Consider the following 20403-nt stretch of genomic DNA (forward strand, 5'->3'; position numbering starts at 1 on the left):
CAGAATTCATTCTGAATTCTGTACGAATGGCGGATAGCGGACTTCTTAGGCTCCGCCAACGAGTCTACGATTCTGAATTGACTCAAATTAATGATCAAAAAACCTTGTGGGGGTTAAATAACATACAAAGCGGGCAGGCAATCAAAATAAAACAACACTATTTTTTGCTTCTAAACTATCAGCAGCTACATGAAATACTCATTGCTGCATTGTTTGAATACATATAGATAAATTTTGTCTAAAACCCTTAAACAGACTGGGTTATAAATTTCCGAAAAAATCTAATTATTACCCGAATATCTCTGAATTGCAGGTTTGATTGATTAAGATTGCTCTTGCCTAGATTTAATTAGCATATATAGAACTCCGACTTGATTGATGAAAAGTTTTTAAGATCAAAGTTTTGCTGGACAAAAGTTTTAGTCTCAGTATGCTTTCAAAATTCAAGTCCGATTCCTATATTTGGTTACATAGTATTGAGAGAGAAGTGAAAAGTAATTAGTAGATTCACTTATATTTAAATCTACTTTAAAACCTTGTGCGTAGATTTACGTTAGTAAATTTACGCAAGGTGGAATTTAAGATCATGTTTTAGCAAAAAGTGGCAATACTCAAATACAAGTTATTGTTAGCTTACTGACATCAGTTATCTATCTTCATCCTTCCCGGAGAATTACTAATAGAAAATCCTCGACGCGTGGGTTTAATATTAGCTAACTCCACCTGAAAACTTACCTTGTCGCTCATTTCACCGCTTCTGGCTTCCAAAGTCCACTTACCAGGGCGCAAATTCCAAAATAAAGAATTAGCTGAATTGGTATCTAATTTTTCACCATTTAACCGCCACTCCACAGATGCAGATTTATTTCCCGCTAACTTAAATTCGAGTTTTTCCTTGGCTTCTTCGCCGGGATACACTAAGAATAAATCGCCCTGATGGGGAGATAAAATTCTCAAATTGTTAGAAGTAAAATTTGATTGCTGTTGTTTTGCCAACCATTCATCATACTCTGGTGGCAAATTAAATTGATTTTCAGCTTCGTAATTACTTTTATCTTCAGGATAGAAATATTCTTGCACCACTGAGGTACAATCTGGCGTTGGTCGTAACCCCGAAATTGCACAAATAGGTAATTGCACTAAACCTTCGGGAGGCGGAAAGCCTGCTGGTTCTTGATGTTCGTGCAGGTGTAACATAATCCGATTCCATAAGGGTGCAGCACCTGTCACACCTGAAACCTGTCGCATCGGTTCGCCGTTGAAATTACCTACCCAAGTAGCGACGGTGTAATCTGTGGTGAAGCCAACAGTCCAAGTATCACGAAAATTGGAAGAAGTGCCAGTTTTAACAGCAGTAGCAAAGGGTAAATGTAACACTGAGTCTACACCAAAAGCTGTTGCACGAGCATGGTTGTCACTGAGTATGTTGGTGATTAATTGCCAGATTGTGTGATTAGGGAGTGGGGAGTTTGTAGAGACGCGATTCATCGCGTCTATAGGGAGTGGAGGATTAGAAAATGTGCTTACTAAAGGGGTTGCATCTCCAAGTCGTGCTATGGTCAGGTAGGCACGGGCTAGTTCCCAGAGGCTAACTTCCCCACTACCTAGAGTCAAACCCAAACCGTAATGTTCTGGAGTTTGGTTGAGGTGTTCAAATCCCAGTTGATGCAGTCGTTCTAAAAAAGTTTCCACACCTACTTTTTCTAACACGCGTACTGCGGGTACATTCAAGGAATTTGCTAAAGCGATTCGCACCCGCACAGGCCCAAGAAATTTTTCGGTGTAATCAGTTGGGCTATAAAGTTTTGCACCGGGAATTGCATAATGGGCGGGTACATCTGCCAAAATGGTATTTGGGCGAATTAAACCTTTTTCTAAAGCTAGTTCATAGACAAAAGGCTTAAGGGTAGATCCTGGTTGACGTAGCGCTTGCACTCCATCATTACGTCCCAGTTTGGCTTCATTAAAGTAATCAGGTGAACCGACATAAGCCAAAACTTCGCCAGTGTGGTTGTCAATTACCAACGCGGCTGCATCATGGACATTGTTTGGGGCTAGAGAAGAAATTACCTGCTGTACCTGTGCTTCGACAAACTGCTGCAAAGGTCGATTTATGGTAGTGCGGATTGGAGAAATTTCTTCTGTTTGCGTCTCAGACAAATTACTAGCCAGCCAGAATAAAAAGTGTGGTGCGGCGATAATTCCCCGTTGTCGAGACTGAAACACAACCTTTTCGGTAGATGTTCGTTGTGCGTTCGTTGGAGACGTTGGTGCAGCCATCGCCTCACTAATATATTTTTCCTCTACCATCCGATTAAGGACGTATTTTTGCCGTTGCTTCAGCCGTTCCCAATGTTCATAAGGGTTAAAATATGTGGGATTATTAGGAATAGCAGCCAACAAACTAGCTTGAGCAAGATTCAATTCACTCGCTGGGATGGAAAAATAAGTCCGCGCGGCTGCTTCCACACCATATATATTCCCTCCCATTGGCAGTCGATTGATATATGCAGCCAGGATTTCATCTTTGTTCATCCCTGCTGCTAACCGCCAAGATAGCCAAATCTCACTCAGTTTACCAGAGAAGCTGCGGGGCACTGGATCTAACATCCGCGCCAACTGCATAGTAATAGTGGAAGCACCGGAAACAATTCGTTTGGCGTGAATAGCTTCTTTGCTGGCGCGGATAACAGCTTTCATATCCAACGCCCCATGATGGTAAAAACTGCCATCTTCGGCGGCTAAAATGGCATGGATAAACTGGGGCGAAACCTGATTTAGTGGTACTACTGATGTATGCTCTTGGTCACGGGTGAGTATTGTTCCTAATGGTAAACCATTGCGATCGCTAAATTGCATTGCCAACTGATTTTGGGCAATATCTGCGGCACGAATGGGCGCAACATAAGGTATTAGGCGTACAACTAGGCAGATTAGCAGCACAGCTAGGATAATTTTACTGTGCTTAATTTTGAGTAGCGATCGTGAAATTAGTTTCATCAGGGAATCCCCTGTCTAAGAAAACTTACCTTAATGTTCCCCTGACTTTTCACGTTATGTGGAAAAGCCACGAAAAACCTAACCCCCTAACCCCCTTCCCTCGTAGGGAAGGGGGAAAATTCAAAGTCTCTCTCCTAAAAGGAGAGAGATTTAGAGAGAGGTTTTACCAGATACCGTGAAAAGTCAGAATGTTCCCGCCGACTTACTTACATCTACATCAGTAAATATGTCAAATCCTTAATAATTCATTGTTACTAACTTAGCAGATGTAAATTAATGTTTGCAAAATTAAAATACTTCTTTATAGTTAAGAATTGTAGTCATTTTCTGGAACAATGACACTGAGTTGGTTATCTATATAAATAAACATAGTTTTATCTAAATTTTGGGTATAAATAACTAGTTATCTGATGTACTTTATTAGCCTTGACATTGCCCACTAAATAAAGTAATGCAAGGTTGTGTTCACTATAATTTATGAATTTTTAATTTTGAGCGACTAAAAAATATGATTATCAGATTTTTACTCCGTTTACAACATACAATTTTCCATATCTTCTTTAACGTTCTTGGCGGTAGCCTGCGCCAAGCCGTTCGCGTAGCGTCTCGTAGAGAAGCGTCTACGTTAAAAAAAATTACTCATTCCTCAAATCGCAAGAGAACAATACAGTTTATTCTGCTCTTTACATTTACACTAGCGATGACAGGGTGTAACTTTTTTGGTATCAACTCAACCAAAGAACAACTCCCGGCAGTTTCTTCACTCACACCGCCGAAATTACCAGACTGGATTGAACAAATTAGTCCTATTGGAGATGCCAAACCTCTAAATCAAATCCGCATCCGTTTTAAAGAAGCTTTAATCCCAGTTGAAAGTCTTGATAGCCCAGAACAGCAAAAAATATTACAAAAATTTGCTCTTTGGCCGCCTTTACCCGGTCAATTTCGCTTTTTAACACCGCGTATGGTGGGATTTCAAGCTGATAAAGCATTGCCAATAGCAACAAGATTTCAAGTCACTCTCAAAGCAGGATTAGCCGATTTAAAAAATCATCGACTAGATAAAGATTTACCTTGGACATTCAACACTGAATTTATCAACCTGACTAATTTACCCGGTGTAAATCCCATTGAAAAAGCTGATATTGAACCAATTGATTTACAACAGAAGTTACAGTTTACTTCCAATGTAGAATTGGATTTAGCTTCTGTACAAGAACATTTGCAGTTAATTCCTGAAGGAAAAAATAAGGGTATAGGCTTCAAAGTCGAATTAAACAAAGAAGAAAAACCATTAAAAAATGAAGAAGAACCTTTAGAAAAGTTTGACCCCTCAGCAAGTAATTGGATTTATAACCTCATCCCCCAGCAAAATCTTGAAAAAGCAACTCGTTATCGCCTAGTATTTTCTCCCGGAATCCGCCCCGCTTATGGCAATCTACCTACAGAGAAAGAATTTGCAACTAAGTTAGCAACTTATTCGCCTTTGGCATTTCAGCAAATTAACTTTTATGGACAGCCAGATGCAGGTGGAACATTTGGAAGATTTATTAAAGGCAGCCCGCAGCTAGAATTTAATAATGTCTTAGTACCAGATTCAGCTATAAGAAATATTACTATTAATCCACCACCAAAACCCATTTTGAGAATTATCCAAATAAACGAGCAAGATAAAATTATCGGCATCAATCCTTATGCACTAGAACCGGCCAAGAGTTATACAATTACTATCGGCGAAAATCTCAAAGATAAGTTTGGGCAAACTTTGGGTAAACCTATCACCCTTAAATATGATACTGGAGATTTAGCCGGGGATATCTGGGTGCCATCAGATTTGAATATTTTCCCTACAGATAAAGATTTACAGTTGAATATTAGTACCGGAAATCTACCAGAATCCAAATACAAAGCAGCTTATCGAGTAGTTAAACCAACAGATTTAGTTTATTTTAATAATGGTAGTGATTTATTACCACAACCTTCTGAATGGCAAAGCTTTCAGGTTTCGGGTAAGAAAAATCAATCAGTTGACATTGCTGTTCCTCTACGGGAAAAAATAAATGCCGCTACGGGAATGTTAGCTTACGGAGTGCAAGCCCGCACTAATAAATATCAGGATAATGGTAAAGAACTATGGCGTGAACCTACGACTTATGGCTTAGTTGAATTGACGAATTTGGGCGTATTTACTCAGTGGTTTCCTGAGTCAGGCTTAATTCGCGTCAATCATCTTACAGATGGTTCGCCAGTTAAAACGGCTGGTATTGAAATTTATCAATCAAAATTACAAGCAAAATCTCGCCCCGAAGCAGTACCTTGTGCAACGGGTAAAACTGATGAGAATGGAATTTTTAGAATTGTTAATGAAGGATTACAGAAATGTTATTCTGGGAATGAAAGCTCTAGTAAATCACCACAGTTATTAGTAATTGCCCGTGAAAATCAAGATTGGGCATTTGCCAGAACGGAAGAATATAGCGGTGTTTATGGATATGGGATTGATGCAGGTTGGCAAGATGCTAAACCCGAATCACGCGGGGTAATTTTCTCGGATAGACAGTTGTATCAACCAGGTGAAAAAGCTTGGTTGACTGGTTTCGCGGACTTCTTGCAAAATGGTGCAATTCAGCAAGATAAAAATGCTGTTTACCAATTAACTCTGGCAAATCCCGATGGACAAAAGACTAGCTTAGGTACGCAAACTACAAACGAATTTGGTACATTTTCTCTAGAATTACCAATCAAAACTACTCAGCGCTTAGGCTACTATACAATCCAGGCTAAGGGTAAGAATGGGCAAGAAATTTCTGGAGAATTTCGGGTAGCTGAGTTTAAACCACCGAATTTTAAAGTCGAACTGAACTTAGATAAAGAATTCGCATACATTGATGAGAAGGTTAATATTAATGCTACAAGCAATTATTTGTTTGGCGCACCTGTAGAAGGTGGAGAAGCAAAATATTTTATTACTCGCCAACAGGCTAATTTTGTTCCTAAAGGTTGGGACGAATTTACTTTTGGTCGGCAATGGTTTTGGCCAGAGGAAAGCCCTACTATATCTAGTGATGTATTGCAAAGTAATGCCCAGCTAGATGCTAATGGTAAAAGTAGTCAGACGGTGAATGTGGCTAATGATTTACCATATCCCATGACTTATCAAGTAGATGTGCAAGTTGCAGATGTTTCTAATCTATCTGTAGCGAATTCCAAAACTTTTACAGCCTTACCAAGTAATCGCCTTATCGGAGTAAAAAGTAATTTTATCGCGGATGCGGGTAAAGCTTTTCCCATTGAAGTAATTGTGACTGACCCTACAGGAAAACCAATAACAGGTCAACGAGTCCGGCTGGAATTACAACAGATAAAATACAGCAGCGTTACACAATTAGTGGAAGGTAGCCGAACTCCAAAAAATCAAGTTGAATATAAAACAGTCGGACAAGCAGAAATTACATCTGCTAGCAATCCCCAATCGGTAAGTTTGACAGCACCTGAATCTGCTTCATACCGGATTAGAGTTAATTTTAGCGATGCCAAAAATGAATTAAGCGCCACAGATTTACAAATTTGGGCAACTGGAGGAAATTCTGTATTTTGGGGTTCTAAAGAAAAAGATGTCTTAGAAGTTAAATTAGATAAAAAAGAGTTCAAACCAGGCGATACGGCTACTGCACTAATTCAATCTCCTTATCCAGATGCAGAATTGTATTTTGCTGTGATTAAAGACAAACCCCTTTATCAGCAAGTTATCAAAGTTCAGGGAGGCGCACCACAAATTCAGTTTCAAGTTACGCCAGAAATGCTGCCCAATGCAGCTATTGAAGCTGTGTTAGTCAGACAAGGTAAACCCATAAACCAGGTAGAAGCGGGAAGTTTAGATAACTTGGTGAAGATTGGTTTTACACCTTTTAAAGTTAACTTACAAGATAAGTATTTAAAACTGCAAGTTAAGCCAGTGCAAGCATCATTAGAACCTGGTGCAGAGGAAACGGTACAACTAGAACTAAAAGACAATCAAGGAAATCCCACCAAAGGACAGTTTACAGTCATGGTGGTAAATGAAGCGGTGTTACAACTTTCTGGTTATCGTCCGCCAGATTTGGTGGATACAGTTTATGCAGAACAGCTAATATCTACCCGCTTTAACGATAATCGCGCGGATGTAATATTACAAGCACAAGATGTAGCTAAACCCAAAGGTTGGGGTTATGGCGGTGGTTTCTCAACTGGTGCAGCAAATACTCGCACTCGCACTGATTTTAAAGCTTTAGCTTACTACAACGGTTCTGTTCTCAGCGATGCAAATGGGAATGCACAGATAACCTTTAAATTACCGGATGACTTAACTACATGGCGGGTGATGGCTGTGGCCACCGATGGAAATCTACGTTTCGGCAATGGGGACGCGACGTTTATCACCACCAAGCCACTGCTAACTAATGCTATTTTGCCACAATTTGCCCGTCCAGGCGATCGCATCCTCGCTGGTTTATCTGTAACTAACAACACCGGGAATACAGGAAATCTCTCAATAAATGGCGAACTTAGCGGTACGGTGAAGTTTGCTGACAAAAACCCCACAACTAATTCTTTGCAAACCAAAGCCGAATCCGCAACTCACGCTTACCGCTTTCCCATGGTGGCGGATAGTGTGGGAGTTGGTAAAGTTCGCTTTACCACTCAGCTAAATGGTACAGCCGCAGATGCTTTTGAAGTCCCCTTGGAAGTTAAGCCAATTGAAATTACAGAACAAGTCGTTGAAACTGGTGTCACTGATAAACAGGTGAAGATTCCCCTGAATGTCGATAAAAATACCTTCCCTGATGCGGGAGGTTTAGATATTCAGTTGGCGAGTACTTTGATAACGGAGATTCAAGCACCAGCCAAGCAGGTTTTAGAAGATGATGATTTACCGTTTACAGAACCGGCGGCGAGTCAATTAATCATTGCGGCTAATCTGCAAACTATTGCCCAAAAATATGGTCAGAAATTTACAGAATTTAATCCTAGCCAACAGGCAACTCAAGCAATTGAAAAATTACAAAAACTCCAAATAGCCGATGGTGGTTTTGCTGCTTTCCCCGGACAAGAAAAATCCGACCCTTGGGTTTCTTCATACACGGGTGAATCTTTAGCTAAAGCCAGTCAGGTATTCCCTAATTTAGTCGATTCTGTAATGGTGTCTCGCCTGAAAGTTTATCTGCAAAAAGTTCTGGCGAATCCTGGAGAATACGATTTTTGCAAACAACAACTGTGCAAAAGACAACTGCAACTTAATGCTTTAATCGCACTCGCACAAATTGGTGAAAAGCGCAATACATTTCTTGGAGATATTTATGAACAGCGCAATAACTTTGATTTAGTAACTCAAATTAAACTAGCGCGATACTTATCTCAATTCCCAGAATGGCAAAAGGAATCTCAACAATTAGTCAACAAGCTGCAACAGAATATCTATGAAACTGGTCGCACAGCAGTTGTAAGTTTACCAACTAGTTGGGGATGGATGAGTTCATCTACTGCGACACAGGCGGAAGCTTTACGTTTATTTATTGCCAAACAAAGTAAACCCGAAGTTATAGATAAGTTATTCCAAAGTCTTCTCGCATTGCGACGGGATGGCACATGGCAAACTAACTATAATAATGCCCAAGCATTAACAGCTTTGGTAGAATATAGCCAACTGCAACCCACGCCGCCTAATTTTGTCGCCACAGTGGAATTAGCTGGTAATAAGTTAGGAGAAAATAGGTTTAATGGCTATCAAAATCCTAGTTTACAGCTAAATGTCCCAATGAATAAATTACCTCGTGGTCGTAATGATTTAACACTGCAAAAATCAGGTGATGGCACTTTGCACTATCTGGTTGCTTATAACTATCGCTTGCAGGGAAATCAACCAGGCAGATTTAATGGGTTACGCATAACACGAGAAATTAGTCAAGTAAATAAAGATCAAGTTTTGCAAAAAACAGGTCTTTACGCTTTTGATAAACCCTTGACTTTAGCCTCTGGACAGGTGTTTGATATTGGTTTAGAAATCATCGCCGATCATCCGGTGGATCATCTGGTGATTAAAGATCCGCTACCATCAGGTTTTGAGGCGGTGGATGCAAGTTTTCAAACTACCACAGCTGCATTACAAGCAAAAGCCGATAGCTGGGAACTTGGGTTTAAGAATGTGTACCGCGATCGCATTATTGCATACGCCGACCACCTGGAACCAGGAGTTTATAGTTTGCATTACTTAGTCCGTTCTGTGACTCCTGGTACATTTTCTTGGCCTGGCGCCCAAGTTCATTTACAATATGCACCAGAAGAATTTGGGCGTACAGCAGAGTCTACACTGATATTAGAGGAGCATTCCTGATGATTTATAGCTTAGTTGTCTGCTCCTCTGTAGAATACAAATAAATAATAAAAGCAAGCTTTAGCTTTCAGGAGAAGCTTTGCTATGACTATAAACATTAATATTCAAGAAGCAGAAGTTGCTTTCTCTGAACTTTTGAATCGAGTGAGTCGAGGCGAAGAAATTACAATTACTCAAGACGGAATAGCAATTGCCCGTTTAGTACCTGTTAATCAAAATCCTCCCCAGCGAACACCAGGAAGTGCTAAAGGATTAATCACAATTTCTCCAGATTTTGATGCTCCTTTACCTGATGATATACTAGCTAGCTTTGAAGGATGAGATTACTTTTTGACACCCATACCTTTCTTTGGTGGATTACTGATAGTTCTCGTTTATCATCTATAGTTAGGGCGAGTATCAGCGATCGCAACAATGAGTTATTTTTCAGTGCAGCTAGTGCTTGGGAAATAGCCACGAAAGCCAGAGGAGACTTAAAGCAAGCTAGTCAAGTATCTCGACAAGCTTTTGAAAAAGAATCTCAAGCTGCTGCACTCATTGCCAATCAACTTGATGCCGAACCGACTCGTTCAGTATTACATCGCAGTGCTGCAACTCTTGCAATAGACTGTGGTCAATTCCGAGCGGCAGAACGTTTAATTGCGATCGCATTATAGACAAAAAACCGCCTACGCGAGTTTCAAATTCTTTGAATCCACGTAGACGGACTTGGTTTGTATAGCCGCGATTTCTAATCCCCAGGTATATTCTGAAATTATTTTTCCCTATACCCACCAGCGTAGTCAATCACGCAGACTGTTCTATATGATTTGTGAGTTCCAAAGGCAACACCAGACACTTTAAAAGTGCCGTTAAAAATGTTTTTTCGATGACCGCGATCGCGCACGCCATCATCGATAATTAATTGCATAACGATATCTTGAGCAGAGTTTGGCCCATAACTGATATTTTCACCTGCGGTTGTTTCCCATGTACCATAGCGGTTGATGCGAGTAAAGGGGTTGCTACCATCGCTACCATCATGACCTGTAGCACCTTTTGGGCCTTGGTCTTTAACGTGGTCTTTTGCTCCTAAAGACATACCCTTTGATGCACTCAAGGCTCCCACAGAACGTGCTGATTTCAAAAATGCGATCGCCTCATCAACTGCTTTGACTCCTTCTTGAGTTCGCAAATAGGTATTATTAGAAATTTTGACTCGGTTCCCCTCAAAGCGCTTTCTATAGTTTTCCAAAATGGGCAGGTATCCCTTGGGATTTGTTCGTACCTTATTTGTTTCAACAATTACCTGTTGTTCCAACGGTGAAAGGTAACTCGCCTTTGCCAATAAAATCGGACTAGTTTGTTCAACTACTGCGGGATTCGGGTTGGCTCCAGAGGGTTTAGATTGAAACAGTTGATCTGAGCAGCCGAATATGAAGGCTACTGGTAAAAATACCCAAAATTTCATGCGACGCATCATTACCTCACAATTTTCTATGGATTAATTTAGTGAATTAGAAGAAATAAGAATTTTCAACGCACAGATAAGTCTGTAGACGCTTCTGCCGTTAGAAACGATATCAGAACTTAGGTGAGTTGCCAAGGAAAGTGTAGATTAATGCACCAATAATCTAGATAAAGCTGCCATCACCTTTGTTCCTAAGGTGTGACAAATATATCACTTAATACCTGTTGTAACATTGACAACAGCAAAAAGTAAATAACAATAAGAATCTTTTAATTTTCTCACGCCTGCTTTCAAATTTACACTTTTAGAAACCAGCGTTGCCGATACATCAGAACACCAACAGCCCACCACAACAACACGGTGATTATGGCAAACAACAGGGAACCATTCAGCGCCCCCGCCCAAGATGCGAAAAAATTGTGGTAAATCCAATTGTAGGTATTGGGAGCGTCTTTGCCAGTGCCAATCGTGGTTTTCACTAAAATTTTAATCAATAAAACCGATGCAACGAAAAGAGCGATCGCATTTAAGCCCATAATTTCAAAAGGTTTACTCCAGCGACGCATCAGCCGGACTTCGATGAGTTCATAACAAGCTGCGAGCAATAACAACGCCCAACCTGTTGTAAAGACTACATAAGAACTTGTCCACAGCTTTTTATTAATGGGGAATGTCCACCCCCACGCCCAACCGATAATTAAACAACCGACTCCAAATAATGCTAACCCGATACTTGTGCGTGACTTTACTGACTGACTGCGTATCCATTGCCCAGTGAAGTAACCTGCGAGGACGCTTACTATCGCAGGAATAGTACTGAAGAGTCCTTCTGGATCTCCCATGAATTTGAAACCATCACTTTTATATAGATGTGCTTTGGGAATAATCAGGCGGTCAACATAAGCACCAAAATTACCTTCCCGTGTCAAAACTCCCGCCCCATAATCGGGTACTGCTACATACATCATCGTCAGCCAGTAGCCGATAAGTAGCACTGCTGCTAGTATCCATTGACCTTTACGCGGGAGGTTAAGAACAGCTAGGGAAGCCAGCAGATAGGTAAGGCTGATGCGTTGTAATACTCCCATAAAGCGGATACTACTCAAATCAAAAGTCCAAATACCCTGATTCCAAAAGCCATTTAGTAGTAATCCCAAGGCAAAGAGAATGGCGGCGCGGCGTAATATCCGCCAGTAAACAACTGAGGTTGGTTTATTACCTTCGGTGTACTTTGACAGCGAAAAAGTCATCGCTACACCAACAATGAAGAGAAAGAAGGGAAATACCAAGTCAGTTGGTGTCCAACCGTGCCAATCGGCGTGGGCTAAAGGAGGATATACATCATCTGCGACACCCGCCATATTGACGAGAATCATCGCAGCGATGGTAATGCCGCGAAAAACATCCAGTGAAGTCAGGCGCATAAGCGGAATTTTCTGTTACATGAGTATCTAAGCTACTCCCCTTGATGCACGTAATCAAGCAAAATTTATAGACTTGGATACAAGGTAAAATTTTGTTAAGTCAATTACCACCAATCACTATGCCAATTAAAGTTGGAGATACCGCTCCTAATTTCACTCTACCGGCTCAAAACGGCTCAACAATTAGCCTCCAAGATTTTCGCGGCAACAAAGCTGTTGTGCTATATTTTTATCCCAAGGACGATACACCCGGATGTACAGCTGAATCCTGCGCCTTTCGGGATCAGTATGAAGTGTTTAAAACTGCTGGCGCTGAAGTTGTCGGCGTAAGTGCCGACTCCAGCGAATCTCACCAGCGATTTGCTGCGAAATATAATCTACCTTTTACTTTGTTAACTGACAAAGGCGACCAAGTGCGGAAGCTATATGGCGCAACAGCAGCCTTTGGCTTATTCCCTGGTCGCGTTACTTACGTTATTGACCAACAGGGAGTTGTGCAATACGTGTTTGATTCCATGTTCAACTTTAAAGGTCACGTTGAAGAAGCGCTGAAAACTTTGCAACAGATTGCGAAATGAGGGAATGGGGAATGGGGAATGGGGAATGGGGAATGGGGGAAGAATTCTTGATAACTCCTAACTCCTAACTCCCTACTCCCTACTCCCTACTCCCTACTCTCTACTCCCCTTCCCCTATTTAGAATGCGACTTTTCCGGCATGACAATATTCGCGTAGGTTGCTTTGCCATTCTTGCCGTTGGTATGACCGTTACCATTGCGGGGTTGAATCACGCCATAACCGCCGTGGTTGCGTTCGTAAATGACATTAATCTCGCCAGTTTCAGAATTACGGAACATATAAAAGTCGTGTCCTACGAGTTGCAGTTGTTCTGAGGCTTCTGCAAGGGTCATTGGCGGCATGGAAAAATATTTGGTGCGGACGACTTCGTTGGGTAGTTCGGGGGTACGATCGCCAATTAAATCTGTGACTACCAAATCTGCAACAACTGTTTCTGTTGGTAGGGCATGAGTTTTCTGGTCTTGACGTCGTTCTTTGTATTTTCGCAATTGACGGGCAATTTTATCTGCAACTAAGTCAATGCTGGCATAGAGGTTTTCGCTGCTTTCCTCGGCACGGATAACGCTACCATTGGCATAAATAGTTACTTCAGCTGCTTGTCTAGTATTAATTCGGGGATTACGGGCGACGCTAAGATGCACATCCACTTCATTTGTAATGCTCTGAAAGTGACTAACTGCTTTTTCAATTTTTTGATGTACATACTCACGAATCGCATCGGTGATTTCAATATTTTTGCTGTGGATGACAAGCTTCATGTAATACTCTCCCACTAAATATTTGAATGTGTGAATTTGCTTTGTATGAAAAGAAGTTGCGGTAAGCTCTATTACTCCCGCCAAAACAAATTGTGAACTATTGCATCTACTGCTAGTAAGCTGTCTCTCAGCTTGCTGCATCTGAGTTTTTATCAAGTATACCCTTGATTTACCTCCTCATCTCTGCGCTTATATCCAATTGGATATCCACTTAGAACTCTTGAGTGAGGCAATGTGAATGGTAGCTGTCGTGACTACCTTCTTCTTTAAAGCAAGGCTTACAAAACTGTTGATAGTTGCTCCTTCTGTGTTCGGTTGAAGTTTGCTTGCTAGTGTTCAATAATACAAGTCTTTGTGGAAGTTTGATTCTGTTTGAAATGCAAGCAATGTTATAAGAGTCATCGGCCAATGCATTCGTCCTTATTGTCTTGGCATGATTCTTATTGCAGAGAATTCCTCCTAAAACCTATTGAGGTTAATATTCAAGCTAGCACTTTGTATTTTCTAATGCAGGTTCCCTTGACTTTCCTTTAAAATCCTTTGCAAAACTTAACATTTGTTGACTCCAATCCTCTAATTTGAAATATATTTCGTCCTCAATACAGTTGATTTTTCGACTGATCCATAGTATGAAAACACACAAGAACCGTTGTTTGCTGTATAACCAAGGATTAATGCCTTACTTAGAGGCTCATAGATGGCAGCGATCGCTCCTGACTGAGCGCATCCATGACTCCAGTCTAGATGACGTGTTAATTTTGCTAGAACATCCACCTGTTTACACTCTGGGACAAGGAAGCAACTCAGATTTTCTCAAATTTGATATTGACAAAGGTGAATATGATGTGCATAGAGTTGAACGAGGCGGCGAGGTTACTTATCATTGTCCCGGTCAACTGGTGGGTTATCCAATTTTAAATCTGCAACGTTATCGTCAAGACCTCCATTGGTACTTACGCCAACTCGAAGAAGTAATAATTCGCGTATTGGCAGTTTATGGGTTGCAGGGAGAAAGAATTCCGGCTTTTACTGGCGTTTGGTTACAAGGGTGCAAAGTTGCGGCTATTGGTATAAAAGTCAGCCGTTGGATTAGTATGCACGGCTTTGCATTAAATGTTTGTCCAGACATGACAGGCTTTGAGCGTATAGTACCCTGTGGTATTTCTGACAAACCTGTAGGCAGTTTAGCCGAATGGATTCCAGATATCACCTGCCAAGATGTGCGTTTTTACATAGCACAGTCCTTTGCAGAAGTCTTTGGCGTGGAATTAGTCGAATCTCAGCCGCAAGGATTTTTCCAGTCTGAGTAAATTCAGTTTGTAATTATGTAAGAAATACTATAGTAGTCCTATTTAAATTGTGAGACACTGAAGAGAGTAGTCGATATTTAATAGTATCAAAATAACTATTTAATACCAATTTGAAAAAAGAACGTGACAGATATAAACCTAGAAACCTAGATTAAATAAGGCTTTCTGAATTTTGAATTTTGAATTTTGAATTGGTATTTTTACGGCTGTCAAGCACAACTTTACGCGTGAATTACTCAAATAATCTCCAGGTATATGCCCCATCGCTAGCGTCTTTGAGAGAACGTGATTGGACAGCTTTGATAGAACTATTTGATAGAGATGACGGTGATGACATTGAAGCTGACATCCACAGTAGTTTGTTTTGGTTGATACCTGAACCTTGCTGGGAAGATGATCCCTTTGATTTCTTGCGCGAGTACCTTTGAAGAGTTAGGAGTTATCGTTTACGTGAGGTACACCCGTAGGGGCACGGCATTGCCCATTGGTGTCAACTTAAGCTAAAACCCTTTTCAAATCTCGTTTCTAGCCTCTGGCTGGAAATGCTGCTCCTGGCGGCTCTGCCGCCAGTAAGGGAGGCGGCAGCCCCAACGACGGGCATTCCCAGTCTCCGACTGGGAACGAGGCAATCTAAAAGCTGGTTCTAGGCTTGCTTTCACGTTAAGTTGACACTCATGGGCATTGCCGTGCCCCTACACCTCGTGATGTAACGTTGTACTGCATCTGAATGGGAACCGCTATATGAGTTATGAGTTGTGAAAAAACCTTTCATTCCTAACTCCTAACTCCTAACTATCTATCGTTGAGGCGACTGAGGAAAATACGTAGGCGATCGCTTTGAGGATTAGTCAGCACTTCATAGGCTGAACCTTGTTCTGTGACAATACCTTTGTCTAAAAATATCACCTGATGGGCTACTTCTTTTGCAAATTGCATTTCATGGGTGACAACCACCATTGTCATCCCTTCTGCGGCCAATTGCTGTATCACTTGCAGAACTTCGCCGACGAGTTCAGGATCTAGGGCGCTGGTGGGTTCGTCGAATAGCATGATTTGGGGATTCATACATAAACTACGGGCGATCGCTACTCGTTGCTTTTGTCCGCCTGAAAGTTGTTCGGGATAAGCAGAGGCTTTGTCAAGTAAGCCAACTTTTTCTAAATATAATCTCGCTAATTGGGCGCTTTCTTTCGGTGTTTTACCCAAAACTTTCTGAGGGGCGAGGGTCATATTTTCCAGAACGCTGAGATGGGGAAACAGGTTGAATTGCTGGAAAACCATGCCTACTTGGGTTCGTAGCTGCCGCAGTTGGCTATAGTTGATAGTGGGGCGGGATAAGTTGATCCCGTTGATGATTAAACGCCCATTGTCAATGGTTTCTAGGCGGTTGAAGCAGCGTAGTAGAGTACTTTTACCACAACCAGAGGAACCGATAATTGCAACGACTTCTCCCCGGTTGATTTCGCCGGTGATTCCTTTGAGGACTTTTAGGGAACCAAAGTTTTTTTCGATATTGTCAAAAATAATGGTGGGGATGGTATTGTTCATTACTTATGTCAAGCTGCTCTACAGTTGATTGTAAGGTTTTAATGAACCGCAGAGGGAGAGAGAAAATAATATGGCTATATTTAGTTTTATCCGTTGGCTGCGCTTATTTCTAGTTATAAGTTTTAGCTGTTTGTTACTGGTTAGCTGTGCTGTGAACTCTAGTGTGGGGAAAACTCTGCGGGTTGCTACGGAACCTGCATTTCCACCTTTTGAGTTTAAAGGACAAGCTGGTGAGTTGGAGGGTTTTTCTATTGATTTGATGAATGCGCTCGCTACTGCTGCTAACTTTAAAGTGGATTTTCAAAGTCTGCCTTTTGATGGCATTATCCCAGCTTTGCAAGCAAAAACGGTAGATGCGGCCATTAGTTCGATCACGATTACAGAGGAGAGGGCGAAGAGTGTTTCTTTTTCCCGTCCCTATTTTAAGGCTGGGTTAGCGATCGCAATTCGCACAGACAATCAAGATATTACTGGCTTTGACACCCTCAAAAATAAGAAAATTGCAGTACAAATTGGTACAACTGGAGCTGCAAAGGCTAAAAGTGTTCCGGGAGTGCAAATTCGCAGTTTTGATTCCGCACCTCTAGCCTTGCAAGAATTGCTCAATGGTAATGTGGATGCGGTAATTAATGATGCACCTGTTACTTTATATGCTATTAATACGGGCAATCTCAAGGGAATTAAAGTAGTACAGCAATTACTGACAGAGGAATTTTACGGCATTGCTACAGCTAAAAATTCGCCGAATTTGGCATTAATCAACCAGGGTTTGGATAGGGTGTTGAAAAATGGCACTTATGCCCAAATTTACCAAAAATGGTTTAAAGCCGAACCACCTAAATTACCAGCTAAATCAGCATTTGAGAATCAAACTAACACTAACGCACCTAGAATATTTACTTCAATTAGCGTAATTTTGCAGGCTTTTCCAACTCTATTACAAGGTGCATTGGTAACGTTGCAATTGACGATAATTTCTGTAGTATTTGGTTTAATTGGCGGTTCCCTCATTGGTATTATCCGCCTTTCTCGTATCGCACCTGTGCGTTGGGTGGCGAGGGCTTATGTAGATTTTTTTCGGGGAACGCCTTTATTGCTGCAAATTTTTATGATTTACTTTGGATTACCAGCAATTTTGCAAGAACTGGGTTTGACATTTAGTTTTGATCGTCTAACTGCTGGGGTAATTGCTTTAAGTTTGAATAGCGCCGCTTATATTGCCGAAGTTGTTCGTGGAGGGATTCAATCAATTGAACCAGGACAAGCAGAAGCAGCACAATCATTAGGTTTGAGTTCCGTGCAAACCATGATTTATGTAATTTTTCCCCAAGCTTTCCGGCGGATGATTCCACCTTTAGGTAATGATTTTATTAGTTTATTGAAAGATACTAGCTTAGTTTCTGTGATTGGGTTTGAAGAATTACTACGTAAAGGACAGTTAATTATTGCTGACAATTATCGCCCTTTTCAGATTTATGCAGGTGTAGCGGTGATTTATTTATGTTTGACCTTACTTTTTTCACAAGCGTTTAGTCGCTTAGAAGTGTGGATGAATCCGGTTAAAGGCCAGAATAAATACGATACCTAATAGTTTTTCAGTAGGGTGTGTTATGCCATAGGCTAAAGCATCTTAACAGACGAGATAAATATGGTGCGTTACTTTGTTAACTAATTTGGCATATCAAGTTATACGGCTTGAGAAGGTGGATAATATATAGATAGAATGCTCCACCGAACGAACAAATTATGTTATGTCAGCAAAAGATAAATTTCACGATTACTGTTGCTAATTTATGATATCGAAAATGAGGTTATTATCAGATGGCTAACTTAGATAAATATAGAAAGGACATTCAGCAGCTATTAACAGTATATAGTCAGTATGAGAAATCTGATAGTGAAGTGGAAGCACAAACTATCTTTGATACCGAACACGACCACTATCAATTAGTATATGTGGGTTGGGAAAACAAGCGGCGTGTATATGGTTGTGTATTACATTTAGATATTAAGAATGAAAAAAGTTGGATTCAACATAATGGAACGGAAGCTAATATTGGTGATGAATTAGTCGCTTTAGGCGTTGCTAAACAAGATATTGTCTTAGGATTTCACTCGCCTTACAAAAGACAGTTCACAGATTTTGCTGTAGGTTAATATTTGATCTACTGAAAAACATTTTTCGTTTGAATCAAGGAAAAATATATGACAATTCTCAACGCTCGTAATTTATCTTTAGAAGAAGTTCATAGTATGTTTGGCTTTCAAGAACAATACAGTGACTCATTTTCTAACTACTTATCTCTGGAACCTCTCACGGAAGCAGAACAGCAGGAACTCAAACAAATTCAGCATGACTTTGATAGATACCTGACAGCAGGCAAAGTTTATGAAGGTCTGGTAAAGTTTCTTGCAGTTGCCCCTTTATTAAGATTAGCTGGTTTTTATCGCTATCCTATCGAGATTGGTTTGGGGGAAAATATTGCTGATATTGAAGTTGAAGATGAAGATATCAAAATTAAAGGGAGATTTGATATTTTAGTTATTAGTAAAGCTAAACATACCAAACCTGAAATATATTTTTTGGTACTATTAATTGAGTCGAAAAATAGTCAGATTGATATATCAACAGCTTTACCTCAGCTACTCACATACTCTTATATAGATAATCAAAAATCAATTTGGGGATTAGCGACTAATGGTAGAAGTTATCAGTTTGTCTATATTGAACAAGGAAATCCCCTGATTTATTATCTGTTACCAGAATTAAATTTGATGGAAAGAGAGCGTTCAACTCAGTTGTTACAAGTTTTAAAAGCAATTTGTCAGCTTTAAAAGGTAATTTAAATAGAGCGATCGGAGCGAAAATTTATTCCCGCACGAGCCAAGAGAAGCAAAGAGAGAAAGACTGAGTTTTTATGCTACTTTACCAAAACTACGATCGCCATGAATCTCAATCACCAGATCAACCAGTGTTACATCTTTTACCAACTGATTGATAAATAATTCCGGGTGAAGCGATCGCCAAAAATAATTGACAAATTGCTCTATCTCTGTATCGTTCATCCCCGACTTACCCGCAGCAATCATCTGCTGTTCCGCCTGTTTGCGCCACTCCAAAGAATAGCGGTAATCGGTGGGATAGAGCAAAATTAAGCTGTCTAATCGCTCCCACAGTGGTAGATAATCGTGGAGGCGAAGATTCATATCACGGGCGAATGCTCTATCCTCATCTGTGAGAATTGGCGGCGGTGCAGTATTAAATACATCTGGGTTGATTGGTCGCACACCCACAAACCAACCTTCAAATAGTATAATATCCACACCTGTTACCATTTCTGGAGTCGTGCGATCGCCAGCGCCTCTGTATGCAGATTTATCAAAGCGGGGAACCATAACTGGACTTTGCGATTGGCGAATTTGATCTAGTACATTTAAGCCTAAGTCTATATCGTGGGTTCCTGGTGGACCTCGCCAAATCAAGCGGGGATCTTGCTCTATTAAAACCAAGCGATCGCTGTAAGTTTTGTATAAGTCATCTAAAGATAAACTCAGAGTGTGATATCCTAAATGCTGGATAATCAAGCTGAGAACCTTAGACATTGTAGTTTTACCAGTACCTTGTACTCCCAATATTCCCTGAATCATCGGGCGGCTTAACTGTTGGCGCCCCAATGCGAGTTTCATCCCCAAAGGAAGCCACAAGTCCCACAATACCTGTAACATTTCCTCGGGTTGTATCTGGAGACTAGTTTGGCAGAATTGACTAAAAGCTGGGAACACAGATTTTAGTAAATGCGATCGCCTTTCTATCACTTCATGGACATTTTCCGGTGTGATCCCAAAAGCTTTTGCCCTTGACTGATCTGACAGCGCAGCAACTCTAGCTTGCTGCTGCCAAGTTTCCCCCACCGCATCCGTTGCCAGAATTTCATTCAGCCACAAATTCATAAATTCATTATCT

The 20403-nt window shown here is 40.8% G+C and carries 16 protein-coding genes; 9 read left to right on the forward strand and 7 right to left on the reverse strand.

The annotated features are described in order from the left end of the window. Nucleotides 1-642 precede the first annotated feature (642 nt). The gene (gene pbpC / locus V7K97_RS31105; RefSeq protein ID WP_334804826.1) at nucleotides 643-3000 is read right to left on the reverse strand and encodes a penicillin-binding protein 1C; all 2358 of its coding nucleotides are present in this window, start codon (nucleotides 2998-3000) and stop codon (nucleotides 643-645) included. A 700-nt stretch (nucleotides 3001-3700) separates the two neighbouring features. On the opposite strand from pbpC, the gene V7K97_RS31110 reads away from it, so the two are divergent. From V7K97_RS31110 to V7K97_RS31120, 3 genes are all read left to right on the forward strand, one after another. Beyond that, the gene (locus tag V7K97_RS31110; RefSeq protein WP_334804849.1) at nucleotides 3701-9370 is read left to right on the forward strand and encodes an alpha-2-macroglobulin family protein; all 5670 of its coding nucleotides are present in this window, start codon (nucleotides 3701-3703) and stop codon (nucleotides 9368-9370) included. An 84-nt stretch (nucleotides 9371-9454) separates the two neighbouring features. After that, the gene (locus V7K97_RS31115; protein ID WP_334804827.1) at nucleotides 9455-9691 is read left to right on the forward strand and encodes a type II toxin-antitoxin system Phd/YefM family antitoxin; all 237 of its coding nucleotides are present in this window, start codon (nucleotides 9455-9457) and stop codon (nucleotides 9689-9691) included. After that, nucleotides 9688-10026 (forward strand): type II toxin-antitoxin system VapC family toxin, encoded by a 339-nt coding sequence (locus V7K97_RS31120; protein WP_334804828.1) that lies wholly within the window; start codon nucleotides 9688-9690, stop codon nucleotides 10024-10026. The genes V7K97_RS31115 and V7K97_RS31120 overlap by 4 nt, the downstream gene beginning before the upstream one ends. Nucleotides 10027-10124: 98 nt before the next feature. Here V7K97_RS31120 and V7K97_RS31125 read toward each other — a convergent pair whose 3' ends face one another. Then, nucleotides 10125-10829, reverse strand: a complete 705-nt coding sequence (locus V7K97_RS31125) for a CAP domain-containing protein (RefSeq protein WP_334804850.1) — start codon at nucleotides 10827-10829, stop codon at nucleotides 10125-10127. A 287-nt stretch (nucleotides 10830-11116) separates the two neighbouring features. After that, nucleotides 11117-12244 (reverse strand): acyltransferase family protein, encoded by a 1128-nt coding sequence (locus tag V7K97_RS31130; protein ID WP_334804829.1) that lies wholly within the window; start codon nucleotides 12242-12244, stop codon nucleotides 11117-11119. A 119-nt stretch (nucleotides 12245-12363) separates the two neighbouring features. Here V7K97_RS31130 and V7K97_RS31135 point away from each other — a divergent pair, with 119 nt between their 5' ends. Next, nucleotides 12364-12822, forward strand: coding sequence for a peroxiredoxin (locus V7K97_RS31135; RefSeq protein WP_334804851.1), 459 nt, complete (start codon nucleotides 12364-12366; stop codon nucleotides 12820-12822). Nucleotides 12823-12936: 114 nt separating this feature from the next. On the opposite strand, the gene hpf is transcribed toward V7K97_RS31135, so the two are convergent. Beyond that, complete coding sequence (gene hpf, locus V7K97_RS31140; protein ID WP_334804830.1) at nucleotides 12937-13581, reverse strand: ribosome hibernation-promoting factor, HPF/YfiA family; 645 nt, start codon at nucleotides 13579-13581, stop codon at nucleotides 12937-12939. Between the two features lie 629 nt (nucleotides 13582-14210). Between hpf and lipB the strand changes: the two genes are divergently transcribed. Further along, entirely contained in the window at nucleotides 14211-14891 is a 681-nt protein-coding gene (lipB, locus tag V7K97_RS31145) for a lipoyl(octanoyl) transferase LipB (protein WP_442938939.1), read from the forward strand. Nucleotides 14892-15118: 227 nt separating this feature from the next. Continuing rightward, complete coding sequence (locus V7K97_RS31150) at nucleotides 15119-15319, forward strand: hypothetical protein (protein WP_334804831.1); 201 nt, start codon at nucleotides 15119-15121, stop codon at nucleotides 15317-15319. Between the two features lie 84 nt (nucleotides 15320-15403). On the opposite strand, the gene V7K97_RS31155 is transcribed toward V7K97_RS31150, so the two are convergent. Continuing rightward, nucleotides 15404-15550: a hypothetical protein gene (locus V7K97_RS31155; RefSeq protein ID WP_334804832.1), complete on the reverse strand. Its 147-nt coding sequence runs from the start codon at nucleotides 15548-15550 to the stop codon at nucleotides 15404-15406. A gap of 133 nt (nucleotides 15551-15683) precedes the next feature. Beyond that, nucleotides 15684-16439 carry an amino acid ABC transporter ATP-binding protein gene (locus tag V7K97_RS31160; protein ID WP_334804833.1) on the reverse strand — a complete coding sequence of 252 codons (756 nt, stop codon included), beginning with the start codon at nucleotides 16437-16439 and terminating at the stop codon, nucleotides 15684-15686. Nucleotides 16440-16509: 70 nt separating this feature from the next. Here V7K97_RS31160 and V7K97_RS31165 point away from each other — a divergent pair, with 70 nt between their 5' ends. From V7K97_RS31165 to V7K97_RS31175, 3 genes are all read left to right on the forward strand, one after another. Beyond that, nucleotides 16510-18027 carry an ABC transporter permease subunit gene (locus tag V7K97_RS31165; protein WP_334804834.1) on the forward strand — a complete coding sequence of 506 codons (1518 nt, stop codon included), beginning with the start codon at nucleotides 16510-16512 and terminating at the stop codon, nucleotides 18025-18027. A gap of 233 nt (nucleotides 18028-18260) precedes the next feature. Next, a complete protein-coding gene (locus V7K97_RS31170; RefSeq protein WP_334804836.1) occupies nucleotides 18261-18596 on the forward strand; it encodes a XisI protein in 336 nt (111 codons plus the stop codon). 48 nt (nucleotides 18597-18644) lie between these two features. Further along, nucleotides 18645-19274 carry a restriction endonuclease subunit R gene (locus tag V7K97_RS31175; RefSeq protein ID WP_334804837.1) on the forward strand — a complete coding sequence of 210 codons (630 nt, stop codon included), beginning with the start codon at nucleotides 18645-18647 and terminating at the stop codon, nucleotides 19272-19274. Between the two features lie 81 nt (nucleotides 19275-19355). Here V7K97_RS31175 and V7K97_RS31180 read toward each other — a convergent pair whose 3' ends face one another. Beyond that, on the reverse strand, nucleotides 19356-20390 hold the full coding sequence (locus V7K97_RS31180) for a glycerate kinase (protein WP_334804838.1): 1035 nt from the start codon (nucleotides 20388-20390) through the stop codon (nucleotides 19356-19358). Nucleotides 20391-20403 lie beyond the last annotated feature (13 nt).

It is taken from the genome of Nostoc sp. (genome assembly GCF_036917815.1).
Lineage (GTDB): Bacteria > Cyanobacteriota > Cyanobacteriia > Cyanobacteriales > Nostocaceae > Nostoc.